Below are 16,215 nucleotides of genomic sequence, written 5' to 3'. Positions count from 1 at the left end.
CGTTCAGGCTGCTACGCGATGATGCGGGATAGAATGACAGATAATGCAATGACGGAAACCGGCCAAAACCGGATTTGGGTTTTGGCCGATGATCGGCCCGGCAATGTCAATCAGGCGGTTGGGGTGGCCGAAGCCATGGCATGCCCGTTTAAGCGTATCGACATTTCCTATGGCGGGGCTGCGCGATTGCCCAATTTCATTCGCCGGGCATCCTTGCTGGGTGTAACCCCGCGATCCCGCGAAAAATTGCAGGCACCATGGCCCGATCTGGTTATTGCTGCCGGCCGCAGAACAGCCCCGGTGGCGCGCTGGATCAAGCGGCAAAGCGGCGGCAAAACCCGGATTTGCCAGATCATGCGGCCCGATGGTGGTGAAAGGGAATTTGACCTTATCGCCGTTCCCGCCCATGACGGCGTGAGGCCCGCCGAAAATGTACTGGAGATTCCCGGTGCGCCCCATCGCATCAGTGAAACCCGGCTGGTGCTGGAAGGCAAGGCATGGCAGGGGAAGTTTCAGGGGATGCCGCGCCCGTTGATTGCCCTGATTGTGGGCGGCAGCACCAAAAAAACCAGGTTTACTGCCGCCATGGCCCGCGATGTGACCGAAACCGCTATTAATGCTGCACGTTATAATGGCGGATCGTTGCTGGTGACGACCAGTCGCCGTACCGGGCGCGAAAATGAAGCCCTGATTGCAGAATTGCTGGAAAAGGCAAATGTGCCATTTCATTTGCATGGCTGGAACAGTACCGAAGACAACCCTTATTTCGGGTTTTTGGCACTGGCCGATATTTTGATTGTTACGGGTGATTCCGTTTCAATGTGCTGCGAGGCCTGTGCAGCCCTGGGTGGAGTTTATATTTATGCCCCGGATGGTATTGCCGCTCCGCGCCATCGTCGTTTGCATCAAAACCTGTTTGATCGCGGGTTTGCCCGGCCATTGGCAGTAGGGGAACTGCCCGTGAATGACGTGCCGTCAGTGACGAGGCTGGAAGCCTTTCGCCATCCGTCCCTGCAGCCGGCACGCTTAGTTGCCCAGCGCTGCCTTGAATTGATCGGCGAGCGGGGCTGATGCACAGTGTGACACTGTGCGGCGTGGCGGATGATCGACAGCTTGGAATTTAATTCGCAGGCTTCTTCCTTGCATGATTTCAGAACAGACATAGATTTCGGGTTGAAAACAAGCGGGCGATATACCGCGAAAAAATCAACAAGGAGACTATGGATGCATAACGTAAAAGCCAATGGTGCCGATATTCCTGCTTTGGGCTTTGGTACATTTCGGATGCCGGGCGAAGACGTGTTGCGCATTGTGCCCAAGGCACTTGAAATCGGCTTTCGCCACATCGATACCGCGCAGATTTATGGCAATGAAGCCGAAGTTGGCAGTGCTATTGCCGGGTCATCGGTGGCACGTAACGATATTTTCCTGACCACCAAGGTGTGGGTCGATAAATTTCGCCATGATGATTTTATCGCATCTGTCGAGGAAAGCCTGAAAAAGCTGAAAACCGACTATGTTGATTTGTTGCTGTTGCATTGGCCGAAAATGGAAGTGCCCCTGGCTGAGCAGATCGGCGCGCTTAACGAAGTGCGCAAGGCCGGTAAAGTGCGTCATATCGGGGTTAGTAATTACAGCACCCGATTAATGGCGGATGCCGTTGCCCTGAGCGATGCCCCGATTGTGACCAACCAGATCGAGGTTCATCCCTATATTGATCAGTCAAAAGTGATTTCTGCCGCAAAAGAGACAGGAATGTCGATTACATCTTATTACGCCATGGCCGATGGCAAGGTGTTTGAAGACGATGTTTTGAAGGAACTTGGGGCCAAATATGGAAAATCCGTTGCGCAGATTGTTCTGCGCTGGGTGATCCAGCAAGATGGCCTGATTGCACTTTCCAAAACTGTGGGCGAGAAACGCGTGGTGGAAAATTTCGATATCTTTGATTTTGAAATTTCGACAGCCGATATGCAGGCGATATCGGCACTGGCACGGCCCGATGGCCGAATTGTCAGTCCCGACGGACTTGCTCCGGTTTGGGATAACTGATTTGCCCCAGGCAATCAGGCTTCGGGGACTGGCAGCTTAAGTGCTGCCAGTCCTTGTTTTTTGTGTTCTGTGCAGGTTGGCTGTGAATGGCGGCTGCACGCCATGGTGTGGGAATTTATCAAGCACGGACACCACATTTCGCGCACATTGGCGGGCGTCTGGTTGGCGTTATGACGACGGTTTTGCTTCAGGCTTCGCTTTTAAAATCGGCATTCGCGCTAAGGATTTTTTGAAACTCGATAAATGCCGGGGTGGAAAAACCCGGGCGCGAGGCAAGATAGGTATCAACCGTTGTAAGCGGATGTTGTTTGACGTCGCCCAAATGGTTGATCAAATTGACAACGCTGCGCGGCATGATGCTAACGCAGGATCCTGCGGCGGTGCAGGCAAACATCGCATGATAGGAATTAACTTCCTGAATGGTGAAATGGGCTTTGCGCGACCCAAATTGGGTTAACCATTCCTCGGCCAGCATCCGATAGGTACAGCCCGGTGCAAAAGCGGCCAAAGCCTTTGGTTCAATGTCTGTTGCGTGTTCAATGTCGGGGTGGCCCGGCGGCAAAAGCAATACCAGTTCTTCGCGAAAAACAGGGACTTTGTCGAGCTCAGCCTGGCCAAGCCACCATTCGCCAGACGGAACAGCAATAAGGGCGCAATCAATATGATGGGCCTGCAAGGCTGTGATCAGTTGGCGGGTTGGTGCGGTTGAAAGTTCGATCGTAACCTGCGGCCAGTTTTTGTTGAATGTTGCTAACGGGACGGGCAGGCGACTTGCGACTGTGCTTTCCATTGATCCGACACGCAGGGTGCCAACCGGTGCTGCCGGGTTTACAAGCTGCCGGGCTTCGTCGGCCAGGTTAAGGATGCGTTCGGCATAGTCCAGAAAAGTCAGACCTTCGCCGGTTAAAATCATACGTTTTTTGTCGCGTTGAAACAGGGCAACGCCGATTTCGGTTTCAAGTTGCTGAATACGGGTTGTGACGTTTGAGGGCACGCGACCAAGAAGTTCGGCCGCGCGTGTAATGCCCTGTTCGCGGGCGACAGTGCGAAAAACCGCAAGCGAGGCGATATCCATAAAAACTTCTCCGTTGCAGGATCGATCCAGATTTTATATTCTTGATAAGGGAATAAATACAACAATAAATTCTTTATTTGAGAATTTTTTTGTGTCAGTTATAGCTCGAACGATGATCAAAAGGGCCGATTTCGGGCCGTTGCCAATGATGCGCAAACAGCCAAGGAGACAACACAATGCTACACAGGTTGGATATTGCTTTGCCTATTATTCAGGCTCCGATGGCAGGTGTTTCAACACCGACGATGGCGGCGGAAGTGTGCAACGCGGGCGGGCTTGGCTCTATTGGTGTGGGGGCAACCAATGCAGATGGTGCCCGAAATATGATCGACGAGGTAAAAAGCCGAACAGACCGGGCTTTTAACGTTAATGTTTTTGCGCATAAGACGGCAAAGGCAAGCCCGGAAAATGAAGCAGCCTGGCTTGAATACCTAAAACCGGTATTTGCCGAATTTGACGCTGAACCCCCCGCGCGGTTACGTACAATTTACAAAAGCTTTATTGATGATCCCGATATGCTGTCGTTGCTGTTAGAGGTCAAACCCGCGGTCGTCAGTTTCCATTTTGGTTTGCCGGCAGCCGGGGCCATTGCCGCATTAAAACAGGCGGGAATTACGTTGTTGGCGACGGCGACAAGTCTGGATGAAGCCCGAAAAATAGAGGCGGCAGGTATTGATGTTATTGTCGCCCAAGGTATTGAGGCGGGTGGGCATCGCGGTATTTTTGATCCTGCGGTATATGATGAAGGTTTGGGCACCTTTGCTTTGACACGTTTGTTGGTGCGCCACTGCAAGGTGCCGGTTGTGGCTGCGGGGGGTATTATGGACGGGGCCGGTATTGCGGCGGCACTTGACCTTGGGGCGATTGCGGCCCAGATCGGCACAGCCTTTATTCGATGCCCTGAATCGGCGGCGGACGATGCCTATCGCCGGGCGCTGGGTGGTCCGGGTGCTTTCCATACCCGGTTAACGTCGATCATTTCCGGGCGTCCGGCGCGCGCCCTTGCCAACCGGTTTACAGCGTTGCAGGAAAGTGCCCGCGATCAGGTCGTGCCGGAATACCCAATTGCCTATGACGCGGGAAAGGCCCTGAATGCGGCAGGCAAAGCCCAAGGTGAATATGGTTTTGGTGCGCAGTGGGCCGGTCAGGGGGCACCACTTTCGCGCGCTTTGCCAGCAGCCGAGCTTGTAGCGACGCTGGTGCGCGAGATTGAAGACGCGGCGTCGGTGCGGATGTAACAGACACCGGGAGGGTGCTGGTCACAGCTGTTTATATGATCTGTGCCCTAGCATATTCATGTGGAACAAAACAGGGGCCGACAACCACATGTCAGCCCCGGTTTTGTTTATGATGGTCAGATTATACTATTACACGGCCTGTGAATGGCGGTTTGCACTGTGATCCAGAAATGTGTCAAACACGGCGCATACCGCACGGACCAGCGGGCGGCCGGTTGGTGTTACGGTGATGGTGTTGCAGCAAACCGTTGCAATGTCATCGACTGCCATTTTACGGATTTGATCAAGTTCCGCAGCAAAGCGTGATACAGGCACGTTGTGCGTACGGCAAACTTCATCCAGATCGACCGAAAGATGGCACATCAGTTCGTTGATTACATCACGGCGGATGCGGTCTTCGTCGGTGATGGCGATGCCTTTTTCGATGGCCATCAGGCCATCTTCAACGCAGCGTTTCCAGCGGGCCAAAGCCGGGTCGTTTTGGGCATATCCTTGTGGCAGCGACGAAATCGCCGACGGGCCCATGCCAATCAGGGCTTCGGCGCGATCGGTGGTGTAACCCTGGAAATTCCGGTGTAAATCACCTGCTAGCATGGCCTGGGCCATTTCATCGTCGGCGCGGGCGAAATGGTCCAGTCCGATGGCAACATATCCGTGTTCGGACAGGCGTTTTTGAATGGCGTCATATTGCGCCCACCGTTCCGATGTGCCCGGCAGGGCTTCGGTCGGGATCAGGTTTTGGTGTTTTTTCATCCAGGGTACATGGGCATAACCAAATACCGATAAACGGTCGGGGTTCAGGGTTACGGTTTTATCAACGGTATCCATCACGCCATCAATGGTTTGAAACGGCAACCCATACATCAAATCAACATTGATGCCGGTCATGCCGCGTTCGCGCAATCCTGCAATCACACCTGCAACCAGTTCAAACGACTGCACACGGTTTACCGCTTTTTGCACGGTGTCGTTAAAATCCTGTACCCCGATGCTGGATCGGGTAAAGCCGCAATCGCGCATTGCATCCATAAAGTCGGGCTTGGCGGTGCGCGGGTCCATTTCAATGGCAATTTCGGCGTCGGGCAAAATGGCGAAGCCCTGTGCAATATCACCCATAATATTGCGCAGGTCATCGGCACTTAGAATGGTGGGGCTGCCACCGCCAAAATGAATATGGGCAACCGGGTATTTGCCCGGCAGGGCCGATAGCACATTTTTAATTTCGGCGCGCAGCACATCAACATAGCTACCCACGGGGCCGTAATGCTTGGTAATTTTGGTGTTGCAGCCGCAGAACCAGCACATTTCCTCGCAATAGGGTACATGGAAATAAAGTGACAAGGGCTGGTTTTGGTCCAGTTCCGATAACCAGCGCCGGTAAACCACACCATTGACGGCGGGGCTGAAATGCGGGGCGGTCGGATAGCTGGTATAGCGCGGCAGGCGCAAGTCGTATTTCTGATGCAGGGCGGTGGATGTCATGGCGAATATGGCCTCATCAATGTGATGAAGCGTTTTTTGCATTATTCCAAATCCACCGCCTTGATGTGCGTCAAGATCTGGTTCAGTTGTGACGGAACGCTGAAATCAGGTCGGCGCGCAGGGCCGAAAGGCGGTCTCTGGCATCGTCTTCACGAAATGGAAGCGATTGACCGACACCCCAGATCGGGCCGGGCCAGGCGGGATCATTCGGGAAGCGTGCAACAACGTGGCAATGAAGTTGTGGCACCATGTTGCCCAGCATCGCAACGTTGGTTTTATTGGCGTTAAACAGGCGCTTCAGGGTTTTGGATGTTTCGGCACATTCGCGCCCCAGCATCTCGCGTTCGTCGGCGGTCAGGTCGTCGTAATCGATCAGGTCGTTGCGACGTGGCACCAAAATCAGCCACGGATACCGGGCATCATTCATCATTAAAATACGTGACAGCGGCCCTTCGGTTACCAGATCGGTGTCGGCGGCCAGTTGCGGATGCAAGCGAAAAGGATCAGTCATGACAAGGCCCTGTTTTACGATATCTGCGACGGGAGTGTTTATATCAGCAAAGTTTTGTCTTGTCCTGCGCGGTAGGTGACGTATGGCAAATGTTACCTGCGTCACAGGCGGAACTGTCATTGCTTTCAGGCGTTTGTATGGGGACCATGCGAAATGCTATGCTGTATTTCGATACATCATGGGGTCGGGTCCGTGATGGAGTGTTGATAAAATGCCGGGAAAAATAATTGCCAAAACGGGCGAGAAACCTCGCGTAATTATTGTTGGGGCGGGGTTTGGAGGGCTTGCCGTTGCGCGTCAACTGGTTGGCAAGGAGGTCGAAGTGGTGCTGATTGACCGCAGCAACCACCACTTGTTTCAGCCCCTGTTATATCAGGTTGCCACAGCCGATTTGTCGCCCGCCGAAATTGCCTGGCCCATTCGCAGTATTTTCAGCCATACCCCCAATGTTTCGGTATTTTTGGGCGAGGTCACAGGCATTGATCTGGCGGGCAAAAGCATTATCGCGCGTGATTACCGGGTGGAATATGATTATCTGGTGTTGTCGACCGGGGCTGCGACATCCTATTTCGGGCATGATGACTGGGAAAAGGTGGCGCCGGGACTAAAAAACATCGGCGAGGCAACCGAAATTCGCAAACGTCTTTTATTGGCGTTTGAACGGGCCGAAAATGCTGAAAACGAAGAAACCCGCCAGCAATTTATGAATTTTGTGGTGGTAGGGGGCGGGCCAACCGGCGTTGAAATGGCCGGTGCCATTGCCGAATTGGCAAAGCAGGCTTTATCGCACGATTTTCGCCGTATCGACCCGCGTGATGCACGTATAATTCTGGCCGAGGGCGCGCCGCGCTTGCTGGGCGCTTTTCCCGAAGATTTGTCCGAATATACCCGCCAGTCGCTGGAAAAGCTGGGGGTTGAGGTGATTTTAAATCAGCCGGTCAGCGATATTACCCCGCAAGGTGTTCAAATTGGTGATGAATTTATTCAAAGTGCCAATGTCATTTGGGCGGCCGGGGTCAAGGTTGACCATATGGCCGACTGGACTGGTGCCAAAATAGACCGGGGTGGCCGGGTAGAGGTTACACCTGACCTTGCCATTCCCGGCCATGCCGATGCATTTGTGATTGGGGATGCCGCCCATGTGGAATGGCGAGACGGGCAAACGGTGCCCGGCATTGCCCCGGCCGCCAAACAAATGGGAAAATATGTTGGTAAACGTATCCTTGACCGTATCAAAGGGCAGGATAGCGAACCGTTTAGCTATAAACATGCAGGTAATCTGGCGACAATTGGCCGACACCGGGCTGTTATTGATTTTAATGGGTTTAAATTAAAGGGTTTCCTTGCCTGGTGGGTGTGGGGCCTTGCCCATATTTATTTTCTGATCGGCATTCGGGCCCCGGCGCTGGTTTTGGTGCAATGGGCCTGGAGCTATATCTTTCGCAAAAAAGGTGCGCGGTTAATCATTGGCCCGGTCGAACCGGACCCGGAAAAGGCGAATATGTATCGCCAGAATTAGCGCTTTTGGCGGTATGCATGTGTTTTGGCAGGCAGTTGAATGCGGCCAGTGTGGTTTTAACGGCTTGTTCCAACGGGGTGTGGGGTTCTTCGCCCAGAAATGTCCGTAACCGTGAATTGTTCAGCCGCACAGGTTGACGCCACAGATATTTCATTTCGTCGATTTCACGCAGAAACGGCACAAATAACGTGGCCGGTTTGATTAGCCACCACGGAAACCGGCGCACGGGCAGGGCCGGGTTGTTGCAGGCGGTGCGAATGGCATTAATCATGTCAGTGCCGCTGGCATCCCAGTGGCCGCCAAAATGGAAACGGGCAAAATTGTCTAACTGGTTTTCGCACGCCAGCAAACGGCATATTGTTTCGGCGACGTCAGGTAAATAAGCCCATTGATGGCCTGTATTTTTTGCGCCGGGATAAATGATGGTTTTAACCGGTTTGTCCGGTTTGATCAGGCCCTGGGAAAACCAGTTATTTTTGGCGGTGGGGCCAAAAAAATCACCGGCGCGTAAAATTAACACCCGCGCCCCTTTGGTGCAGGCGTTTTCAAGCCTGCGTTCCATGATGGTGCGAATGGTTCCTTTGCGGGTTTTCGGGTTTTGCGGGGCGTTTTCGTCAATATCGGGAAAAACATCTGGCCCGTAATTATAAACAGTGCCGGGCAGAACGATGCGGGCGCGGTTGGCAATGGTGGCGGCAATGCTGTTATCAAGCATGGGTAAAACATATGTCGACCAGTTGCGATAACCTGGCGGGTTTACAGCATGAATAATAACATCAATATTTTCGGCGGCGCGCAAAACATCGTGTTTATTTAAGGCATCGCCTTCGATCCAGTCGATTGGCCGGGCGTGTTGCGGGGATACGGGGGGCGCTGCTGATATATCGGGCAGGGCGCGAACAAGGGCGCGAATGTGCCAGTCTTGACCGATGAGTTCGTTCATAACGGCGCGGCCAATGCCACCATTGGCACCCAGGATCAAGGCGGTTTTTGGGGCGGTTGCCATATGCGGTCTCCTGTGCGAGGGGAAGTGCGCGGGGCACGGGTTTATTCAGATGCACAGGGTAGGGGAAAACAGAATAAACGGTATTCTATAAGTTTGTATATTTGATATAAGAATATGTATGGATGGGTATGAACCGGACTGGGGCCTTTATCGAAGTTTTCTGGCGGTGCTGACGCATGGATCATTGTCGGCAGCGGCGCGTGCTCTTGGCCTGACCCAACCGACATTGGGCCGCCATATTGACGAGTTGCAACGTCAATTGGGTGTTACCCTGTTTACCCGGTCGTCAGGCGGTTTGTTGCCTACCGATGCTGCCTTGTCATTACGCCCCCATGCCGAAAACCTGAAAGCTGCCGCCGATATGATTTTGCGTGCGGCCAGCGGCCTGGATGAGGGGGTGCGCGGTACGGTGCGCGTGACCGCCAGTGATGTGATCGGGGTCGAGGTTTTGCCCGGTATTTTAACCGATTTGCGGCGGAATTATCCCGATCTGGAAATAGAACTGGCGCTTGGCAACCAGGTTGAAGATTTGTTGCGCCGGGATGCCGATATTGCCGTACGGATGGTTACGCCGCGTCAGGATGCGCTGGTGGTGCAGCATATTGGTGAAATTAATCTGGGCCTGTTTGCCCATTGGGATTATCTGGCGCGCAAAGGTATGCCGCAGCACATTGAGGGGCTGGTTGAACACGACCTGATCGGTATTGACCGGGACCCGCAAGATCGGCGAATGATGCAATCCTTGCCCGAGGCGTTTCATACCTGCCATTTTTCGTTTCGATCCGACCAGCATCTTGCCCATTTGGCAATGATCCGTGCCGGATACGGCATTGGTGCCTGTCAGGTTGGTGTCGCCCGCCGCGACCCGAATTTGGTGCATGTTTTGCCAGAATTTTCATTTGTCATTGATAGCTGGGTGACCATGCACGAAGACTTGCGTAATAATTTGCGCTGCCGGGTTGTGTTTGATGCGTTGGTAAGCGGTATGAAGGATTATTGGCGGATCCAGCGAACAGCGGCGATGCCCATTTAGGGGGCTGTCAGCAAAGCGATGAATCCCTTTGCTGACAGCTTTGTTCATGCCCGGATTATTCAGGTGCCATGTTGAGCCACAAGTTTCTCAACGATTTTGGCGGTATCGTTTTCCGCCGTCATAATTGACTGGTGCGTTCGGGTGTCGGCGAATTCGTCATATTCGATTGCGGCGCTGTGGTGATCGGTAATGCCGATATATTCCAGCGGGGTGAAAACGCCGCCTTCCACATGGTTTAAATGGGCAATTCTTTCGCCGGGATTATAACCGTAATCGCCCCTGGATGATAAAACGACAACGGATTTGTTGTCGGTTACCATCGGCCAATAAGGGATGGTGCCGCGCGACCGGTCAAAGCCGAAGGTTCGCCGGACGCGGACAATATTTTCAATCCATGCCTTCATTTGGGCGGGCATGCCAAAGTTATACATGGGCACACCAGCCACGATCACATCGGCTTTTAGCAATTCATCAATCAGCATATCGCTTTCGGCCAGAACATCCTGCATCCAGTGTTCGCGCTGATCCGGTTTGGTGAAAGCGGCGTGGATCCAGTCGCCGGTAACAGGGGCGGGCGGGTTTGCGCCAACATCACGATACATAATCGTATCGTCGGGGCGATGTTGAAGCCAGTTTTCGATGAAACGCGCAGTTAACCTGCGGCTGTGCGACCCGTGCGGGGCCAGATCAGAGCGGCCAGGCCGTGCGCTGCTGTCGATATGTAAAATGGTTGCCACAATGGTGCTCCTGTGATGAATTGAAATCATCTTTATTTGTGCAAAACTGTGGTAATAATTGACGGTAAATTGCATATAATCAAAATCGAATACGTCAACTATTAGATGAGTTAAATTCACCTATATGTCATTGCCACCTCTTGCTGCCCTTCGCGCGTTCGAGGCTGCGGCCCGACACCTGAGTTTTAAAAAGGCCGCAACCGAACTTGCTGTAACACCAACAGCAATCAGCCATCAGATACGTTTGCTTGAAGAAACGCTTGGCCTGCGCCTGTTTGATCGTGCGCCCCGGCAGGTGCAGTTGACCAACGCCGGGCAGGAATTATTTCCGGTGCTGCGTGACGGGTTTCATGAGTTTTCCCGCGTTATAGAACACTTAAAACGGCGTAAAGCACAACGTAGCCTGACTGTTTCGGTGTTGCCGTCATTTGCGGCCAAATGGTTGTTGCCGCGTTTGCCACGGTTTCAGGTGGCGCATCCTGACATTCATTTAAGTTTGCATACATCGGTCGATGTCGTTGATCTGGCAGAAAATAGTGTAGATGCAGCCATACGTTATGGTGCAGGTCCTTATCCGGGGCTGATTGTGCAGCCCCTGTTTTTTGAGCATTTTGCGCCAATGGCAAGCCCGGTTCTGAATGTGCAAACACCCGATGATTTGCGAAAAACACCATTGTTGCATCTGAAATGGTTGCATTCTGATGCGATGACGCCAACCTGGGCGCGCTGGTTTGATACAGCCCGGATCCGTGATGCAGATTTAACAACCGGCCTTGCGTTTAGCGATGATACCCATGCCATTCAGGCGGCCATCGCCGGGCACGGTGTCGTACTTGCCAGTTTTGAAATGACGGTGCAGGAACGCCAAAGCGGACTTTTAGAGCAACCTTTTGGCCCGCAGATACGGGGGTATCAATATCATTTGCTTCACAGTGGCAAAGGTGCCCGTCAAGCCGAAATACAGGCTTTTGGCGAATGGATCGCTGCGGAAATTGCCCGTGATAAGGATCGGTGAAAGTTAACGCATATTTCCTTTAACAATATCTACGTTACCGTGTGGCTAAACCGGGTTTTGGTAAAGGCGTTACTTTAATCGCGCGGGCACAACAGAATCTATGTTGACGGCAACACTATGAGGGCAAATCATGCACGGGTTGTTCATGTTTCGTGAAAGGGGATGATCCCATGCCCCGGTTTTGTGCCAATCTGTCGTTTTTGTTTGCTGATCACCCGTTTGAAAAACGTTTTGCTGCTGCGGCATCTGCCGGGTTTAGCGGGGTTGAATATATTGGTGCCTATGACATGGCGATGAACGACATCAAGCGCCAGTTATCCGACAATGATTTAACCCAGGTTTTGTTTAATTTGCCACTTGGCGACTGGGATGCCGGGGACCGGGGTTTGGCGTGCCGTCCGGGCCGCGAAGATGAATTTCGCGATTCTGTTTTCAGGGCGCTGGATTATGCCGCAGCCCTGAACTGCGACATGCTTCATTGCATGGCAGGCAATATGGAAAAGGGCGAAGACCCTGGCGAACTGGCCCGCCTTTATTGCGATAATTTGTTATATGCCGCCGATGAAGCAGCCAAGGCAGGCGTTACCATACTGATCGAACCAATTAGTGGCATTGAGATGCCGGGATATTTGCTAAATTCTGTCGAGCAGGCGGCAGTGATTATTGACCAGCTTAACCATCCCAATCTGGCATTGCAGTTTGATATTTATCACGCCCAGCTTGTTGGCGGCGACATTGCATCGCGGTTGGGTAAACATTTGCCCAAAATTCGCCATGTGCAAATTGCCGGGGTGCCGGGCCGTCATGAACCTGACCGGGGCGAGTTAAATTGTTCGTTCCTGTTCTATCTGCTTGACCGGTTGGGGTATGACGGCTGGATTGGATGTGAATACAAACCCCAGGACACAACGGAAGAAGGCCTTGGCTGGCTTTCGCTGTGGCAAGGCAGTGTCTCCTGAGGCTTATGCGTGTTCTTGTGAAAAGTCTGACCGGAGGCGGCATGTTCTATCCGGTCAGTACAAAATGTCTTGCCTGTCAGGCCGTGCGTACACAGGTCAGGAAAGTTTCGACCTGTGATTTCAGGTCGTCTGCTTTTGTTGTCAGGTCCCGCGCGACATCGCTTACCTGTCCGGCGGCGTTTTCGGTATTTCCGACGGAATTTCTGACTTCTATAATATTGGCGCTGACATCGTTGGTGCCGGTCGATGCCTGCTGAATATTGCGGGTGATTTCCTTGGTTGCGGCATCCTGTTCTTCCATTGCCGATGAAATTGCCACCGTGATGGCGTTCATTTCATCAATGGTTTTGGTAATTGACAGGATGGCGTCGACGGCCATGTGTGTTTCGGTCTGAATTGTTTCAATTTGTTGGCTGATTTCGCCGGTTGCCTTGGCTGTTTCATTGGCCAGGCTCTTGACTTCATTTGCCACAACCGCAAATCCCTTTCCGGCCTCGCCGGCGCGGGCTGCCTCGATTGTGGCATTCAACGCCAGAAGATTGGTCTGTTGGGCAATATTTGAAATCAGGCTGACAACTTCGCCGACCTTTTGAGCCGCGGTAACCAGGCCCTGCATTTGCTGGTTGGTTGCTTCAGCTTCGTCCACAGCACGTTGTGCGGTGTCGGATGATTGTGAAATTTGCCGGCTGATTTCGTTAATAGACGAAGATAGTTGTTCGGTGGCGGTGGCAACGCTTTGTACATTGGCGGATGCCTGTTCGGACGCCGCGGCAACCGTGGCGGCGCGCTGGTTGGTATTGTTCGCGGTATCGAGCATCGAGTTTGCCGTATTGCCCATTTGGGATGCCGACGAAATAACCGCGGTTAATACCTGGGCAATGACGACGTCAAAATCGCCGGTTGCCTGTTCTATTTTTTTTGCCCTGGTTTCGCGTTCTTTGCTTTGTTCAACTTCGCGCGCTGCCAATTGGTCCGCTTTTATCATGTTTTCCTTGAAAACCCCGACGGCGGTTGCCATTTCGCCAATTTCGTCGCCCCGGTCTGTGTCGGGGACGTCAATGGTTTTGTCCCCTGATGCCAGGACGCGCATGGTTTCTGTCATGCGAATAATGGGAGAGGCAATGGCACCGCCAATGACAAATGCCATGATGACGCCAACCCCCAGCGCAATCACGACACAACCCGCAATCATGCTATAGGCAAAGAAAACCGTGTCGTGATTTTCGGCTTGTCTTAAATCAAGAAGTTTTGCTTCCGCGCCGTGAATGTCATTCATGATGGCGCGGAACTGGTCCAAATATGTTTTTCCCCGTGCCTCGCCAACAAGTTTGGATAATCCATCCATTGTTGTAATGCCGCTGCCATTGCTGGTGCGATTAGCCACAATATCGCGCCGGATATTGATCATTGGCTTCGTCACATTTGCTTGCCAGTCCTTGAGTATTTTTTCCGCTTCATTAAGGCGGTTTACTTGCGTTGGATTGTCCGAAACAACTTTTTTCAGGTTCTCGATTTGGGAATAGACGTTTTTTTCGCCTTCATTATAGGGGGCCAAAAAGTCTTCGTTCCCCGAAAGAAGATATCCGCGCATCCCGGTTTCCATGTTGATTGCAGATGCCGTGATCGTCTCGATATCAATTAGGACCTCGTTGGTATGTTCGACCCATTTGCTTGTCGATAGCATGGAGCGAATGCTGAAGACGGAAACACCTGCAAGCACCAGCAAAAACAAAAGGGGACTTAGGATCCCGAACAGAACTTTCAGTTTCAGCCTGACATTTTGGAACGACATGATGGCATCCTCTATAATCGCAGCAAAGATGCTGCTGAACAGACATGGAAGATCGTTCTCGCGTGGCGCGAGGTTTCTGATATGCGCATATAAAATCGATTGTTATTCTACTATGAATTGTAATTGAAGTTCAGGTTCAATTTTCATTATTGACGGTGAGACTTTGAATTTTTCCGACGGGTGAAGGCGTTTGAGAGGTGATTTTCTTTGAAAAGAATGCTCACGCAGATGCGTGGTTTCGCTAGCCGCGTTTTGCCAGCGAAATGGATCACGGATTCTGTGTTCAACCCTTGCGAATCGGCTTGGGTCACGACATTTCCGGAAATTATGTGATGAATTAATGAAGGATCGCCCGGACCAGAGCTGCCAGCCCGGGTGCGATCTGTCTGTAAAAGCGGGTCTTTGTTAAAAAATCAGGATGGCGCGAAAATCGTTCACGTTGGTCAGCGTCGGGCCGGTGACAATCAGGTCATCAAGTTTTTTAAACGCGCTATAGGCATCGTTACGATCAAGATAATCAGCCAAATCTATTTGCCGGGTTTGGGCCTTGGCCCAGCTTTCACTGTTCATAATCGCACCGGCGTTATCTTCGCTGCCATCAATGCCATCGGTATCAATGGCAAGGGCGGCAAAGCCCGCTTCGTCGCGCAATTGCAGCAATAGTGACAACATAAACTCGGCATTACGGCCCCCACGGCCGCCTTCGCCGCGCACGGTGACGGTGGTTTCCCCGCCCGAAAGCAAAACACAGGGTTTTACAGCAGGTTGGTTATGCCGGGCGACTTGCCGGGCGATACCAGCGTGCATTTTGGCAATCTCGCGCGATTCCCCTTCAATTGCATCGCCCAGAATAACCGGGTTCAACCCCAGTTCTGACGCGGCTTTGGCCGCTGCCAGCAATGAATCTTGTGGGCGGGACAGCATGACAGTTTCATTGCCGGCGAAGCAGTCATGGTCGGGTTTGATGGTTTCAAAATCGTAGTTATTCAGGGTTTTTTCTACCGATGCAGGCAGTGCAATGCCATAGCGCGCAAGAATGGCGCGGGCCTCTTTTTGGCTGGTGGGGTCAGCAACAGTCGGGCCAGATGCAATAATCGCCGGGTCGTCGCCGGGCACGTCAGACACCAGATAGGTCACCATGCGGGCCTTTGCCCCGGCTTGTGCCAGTCGCCCGCCCTTGATCGCGGACAGATGTTTGCGCACGCAATTCATTTCCGAAATCGTTGCCCCGCTTTTTAACAGGGCTTTGCTGATGGCCTGTTTATCTTCCAGGGTAATGCCGGGTGCGGGCAAGGCCAAAAGGGCCGATCCGCCCCCCGAAATCATGCAGACAACCAAATCATCCGGCCCGGCTTTGCTGGCGATATCAAAAATGCGTTGGGCGGCTTCTTGTCCGGCGGCATCGGGTACGGGGTGTGATGCCTCGATAATTTCAATGTGGTTGCAGGGGGCCGCATGGCCATAGCGGGTGACGACCAGCCCACCCAGCCTGTTTTCAATATCATCGCGGCCGTTGGCTTTGATCCAGCAATCCTCGAAACAGCGTGCCATATGGGCCGATGCCTTGCCCGCGCCAATCACGATGGTTTTGCCGCGGGGCAAAACCGGCATGTTGTGTGGAATTTGCACCGCCGGGTCGGCCGCGCGCAGGGCCGCGTCCATCAATTTGCGCAAAATGTTACGGGGCGGTTCGGGCAATCTGGCAGGCTGCAAGGACATGGATATGTCTCCGGTCTGGACAGGAATATTGTTTTACCGCCATTTGGGGCGGGTTTGGCGGGCCAATGTTAACGGAA

General features: G+C 52.8%; 14 protein-coding genes. 7 read left to right on the top strand and 7 right to left on the bottom strand.

All coding sequences use genetic code 11. The annotated features are described in order from the left end of the window. Positions 1-33: 33 nt before the first annotated feature. Positions 34-1,071, top strand: coding sequence for a mitochondrial fission ELM1 family protein (locus tag J4E05_RS04160; RefSeq protein ID WP_349592626.1), 1,038 nt, complete (start codon positions 34-36; stop codon positions 1,069-1,071). Positions 1,072-1,224: 153 nt separating this feature from the next. After that, positions 1,225-2,052, top strand: coding sequence for an aldo/keto reductase (locus tag J4E05_RS04155; protein WP_349592623.1), 828 nt, complete (start codon positions 1,225-1,227; stop codon positions 2,050-2,052). A gap of 187 nt (positions 2,053-2,239) precedes the next feature. Here the strand turns inward: J4E05_RS04155 and J4E05_RS04150 are convergent, their stop codons facing one another. Then, positions 2,240-3,127 (bottom strand): LysR family transcriptional regulator, encoded by an 888-nt coding sequence (locus J4E05_RS04150; RefSeq protein ID WP_349592621.1) that lies wholly within the window; start codon positions 3,125-3,127, stop codon positions 2,240-2,242. Between the two features lie 176 nt (positions 3,128-3,303). Here J4E05_RS04150 and J4E05_RS04145 point away from each other — a divergent pair, with 176 nt between their 5' ends. Continuing rightward, positions 3,304-4,365 (top strand): NAD(P)H-dependent flavin oxidoreductase, encoded by a 1,062-nt coding sequence (locus tag J4E05_RS04145; protein WP_349592619.1) that lies wholly within the window; start codon positions 3,304-3,306, stop codon positions 4,363-4,365. 129 nt (positions 4,366-4,494) lie between these two features. Here the strand turns inward: J4E05_RS04145 and hemN are convergent, their stop codons facing one another. Continuing rightward, on the bottom strand, positions 4,495-5,889 hold the full coding sequence (hemN, locus tag J4E05_RS04140; RefSeq protein ID WP_349592616.1) for an oxygen-independent coproporphyrinogen III oxidase: 1,395 nt from the start codon (positions 5,887-5,889) through the stop codon (positions 4,495-4,497). Between the two features lie 40 nt (positions 5,890-5,929). Beyond that, the gene (locus tag J4E05_RS04135) at positions 5,930-6,358 is read right to left on the bottom strand and encodes an HIT domain-containing protein (protein ID WP_349592613.1); all 429 of its coding nucleotides are present in this window, start codon (positions 6,356-6,358) and stop codon (positions 5,930-5,932) included. A 211-nt stretch (positions 6,359-6,569) separates the two neighbouring features. Here J4E05_RS04135 and J4E05_RS04130 point away from each other — a divergent pair, with 211 nt between their 5' ends. After that, a complete protein-coding gene (locus J4E05_RS04130; RefSeq protein ID WP_349592610.1) occupies positions 6,570-7,877 on the top strand; it encodes an NAD(P)/FAD-dependent oxidoreductase in 1,308 nt (435 codons plus the stop codon). Here J4E05_RS04130 and J4E05_RS04125 read toward each other — a convergent pair. Further along, positions 7,822-8,883: an NAD-dependent epimerase/dehydratase family protein gene (locus J4E05_RS04125; RefSeq protein WP_349592608.1), complete on the bottom strand. Its 1,062-nt coding sequence runs from the start codon at positions 8,881-8,883 to the stop codon at positions 7,822-7,824. The two genes, J4E05_RS04130 and J4E05_RS04125, sit on opposite strands and share 56 nt — an antisense overlap. A gap of 118 nt (positions 8,884-9,001) precedes the next feature. Between J4E05_RS04125 and J4E05_RS04120 the strand changes: the two genes are divergently transcribed. Beyond that, entirely contained in the window at positions 9,002-9,916 is a 915-nt protein-coding gene (locus tag J4E05_RS04120) for a LysR family transcriptional regulator (protein ID WP_349592605.1), read from the top strand. 59 nt (positions 9,917-9,975) lie between these two features. On the opposite strand, the gene J4E05_RS04115 is transcribed toward J4E05_RS04120, so the two are convergent. Further along, positions 9,976-10,653: an FMN-dependent NADH-azoreductase gene (locus J4E05_RS04115; RefSeq protein WP_349592602.1), complete on the bottom strand. Its 678-nt coding sequence runs from the start codon at positions 10,651-10,653 to the stop codon at positions 9,976-9,978. Positions 10,654-10,777: 124 nt separating this feature from the next. Here J4E05_RS04115 and gcvA point away from each other — a divergent pair, with 124 nt between their 5' ends. Together gcvA and otnI are read left to right on the top strand one after the other, a co-directional pair. Further along, positions 10,778-11,668 (top strand): transcriptional regulator GcvA, encoded by an 891-nt coding sequence (gene gcvA, locus J4E05_RS04110; RefSeq protein ID WP_349592600.1) that lies wholly within the window; start codon positions 10,778-10,780, stop codon positions 11,666-11,668. 170 nt (positions 11,669-11,838) lie between these two features. Then, positions 11,839-12,627 carry a 2-oxo-tetronate isomerase gene (otnI, locus tag J4E05_RS04105; protein WP_349592597.1) on the top strand — a complete coding sequence of 263 codons (789 nt, stop codon included), beginning with the start codon at positions 11,839-11,841 and terminating at the stop codon, positions 12,625-12,627. Positions 12,628-12,703: 76 nt separating this feature from the next. Here otnI and J4E05_RS04100 read toward each other — a convergent pair whose 3' ends face one another. Together J4E05_RS04100 and J4E05_RS04095 are read right to left on the bottom strand one after the other, a co-directional pair. Continuing rightward, complete coding sequence (locus J4E05_RS04100) at positions 12,704-14,419, bottom strand: methyl-accepting chemotaxis protein (RefSeq protein WP_349592594.1); 1,716 nt, start codon at positions 14,417-14,419, stop codon at positions 12,704-12,706. A gap of 405 nt (positions 14,420-14,824) precedes the next feature. Next, entirely contained in the window at positions 14,825-16,138 is a 1,314-nt protein-coding gene (locus J4E05_RS04095) for a glycerate kinase type-2 family protein (RefSeq protein ID WP_349592591.1), read from the bottom strand. Between the last annotated feature and the right edge of the window lie 77 nt (positions 16,139-16,215).

The organism is Thalassospira sp. NFXS8 (genome assembly GCF_040148805.1).
In the GTDB taxonomy this organism is placed as follows: domain Bacteria; phylum Pseudomonadota; class Alphaproteobacteria; order Rhodospirillales; family Thalassospiraceae; genus Thalassospira.
Note: the sequence above shows the minus strand (reverse complement) of the source record. Positions and strands in the feature narration are given on the sequence as shown.

Coding starts and splice junctions, on each gene's coding strand:
- otnI (WP_349592597.1), top strand. CDS start 11,839: ATGCCCCGGTTTTGTGCCAATCTGTCGTTTTTGTTTGCTGATCACCCG.
- J4E05_RS04120 (WP_349592605.1), top strand. CDS start 9,002: ATGGATGGGTATGAACCGGACTGGGGCCTTTATCGAAGTTTTCTGGCG.
- J4E05_RS04130 (WP_349592610.1), top strand. CDS start 6,570: ATGCCGGGAAAAATAATTGCCAAAACGGGCGAGAAACCTCGCGTAATT.
- gcvA (WP_349592600.1), top strand. CDS start 10,778: ATGTCATTGCCACCTCTTGCTGCCCTTCGCGCGTTCGAGGCTGCGGCC.
- J4E05_RS04150 (WP_349592621.1), bottom strand. CDS start 3,127: ATGGATATCGCCTCGCTTGCGGTTTTTCGCACTGTCGCCCGCGAACAG.
- J4E05_RS04095 (WP_349592591.1), bottom strand. CDS start 16,138: ATGTCCTTGCAGCCTGCCAGATTGCCCGAACCGCCCCGTAACATTTTG.
- J4E05_RS04100 (WP_349592594.1), bottom strand. CDS start 14,419: ATGTCGTTCCAAAATGTCAGGCTGAAACTGAAAGTTCTGTTCGGGATC.
- J4E05_RS04160 (WP_349592626.1), top strand. CDS start 34: ATGACAGATAATGCAATGACGGAAACCGGCCAAAACCGGATTTGGGTT.
- J4E05_RS04135 (WP_349592613.1), bottom strand. CDS start 6,358: ATGACTGATCCTTTTCGCTTGCATCCGCAACTGGCCGCCGACACCGAT.
- J4E05_RS04125 (WP_349592608.1), bottom strand. CDS start 8,883: ATGGCAACCGCCCCAAAAACCGCCTTGATCCTGGGTGCCAATGGTGGC.
- J4E05_RS04155 (WP_349592623.1), top strand. CDS start 1,225: ATGCATAACGTAAAAGCCAATGGTGCCGATATTCCTGCTTTGGGCTTT.
- J4E05_RS04145 (WP_349592619.1), top strand. CDS start 3,304: ATGCTACACAGGTTGGATATTGCTTTGCCTATTATTCAGGCTCCGATG.
- hemN (WP_349592616.1), bottom strand. CDS start 5,889: ATGCAAAAAACGCTTCATCACATTGATGAGGCCATATTCGCCATGACA.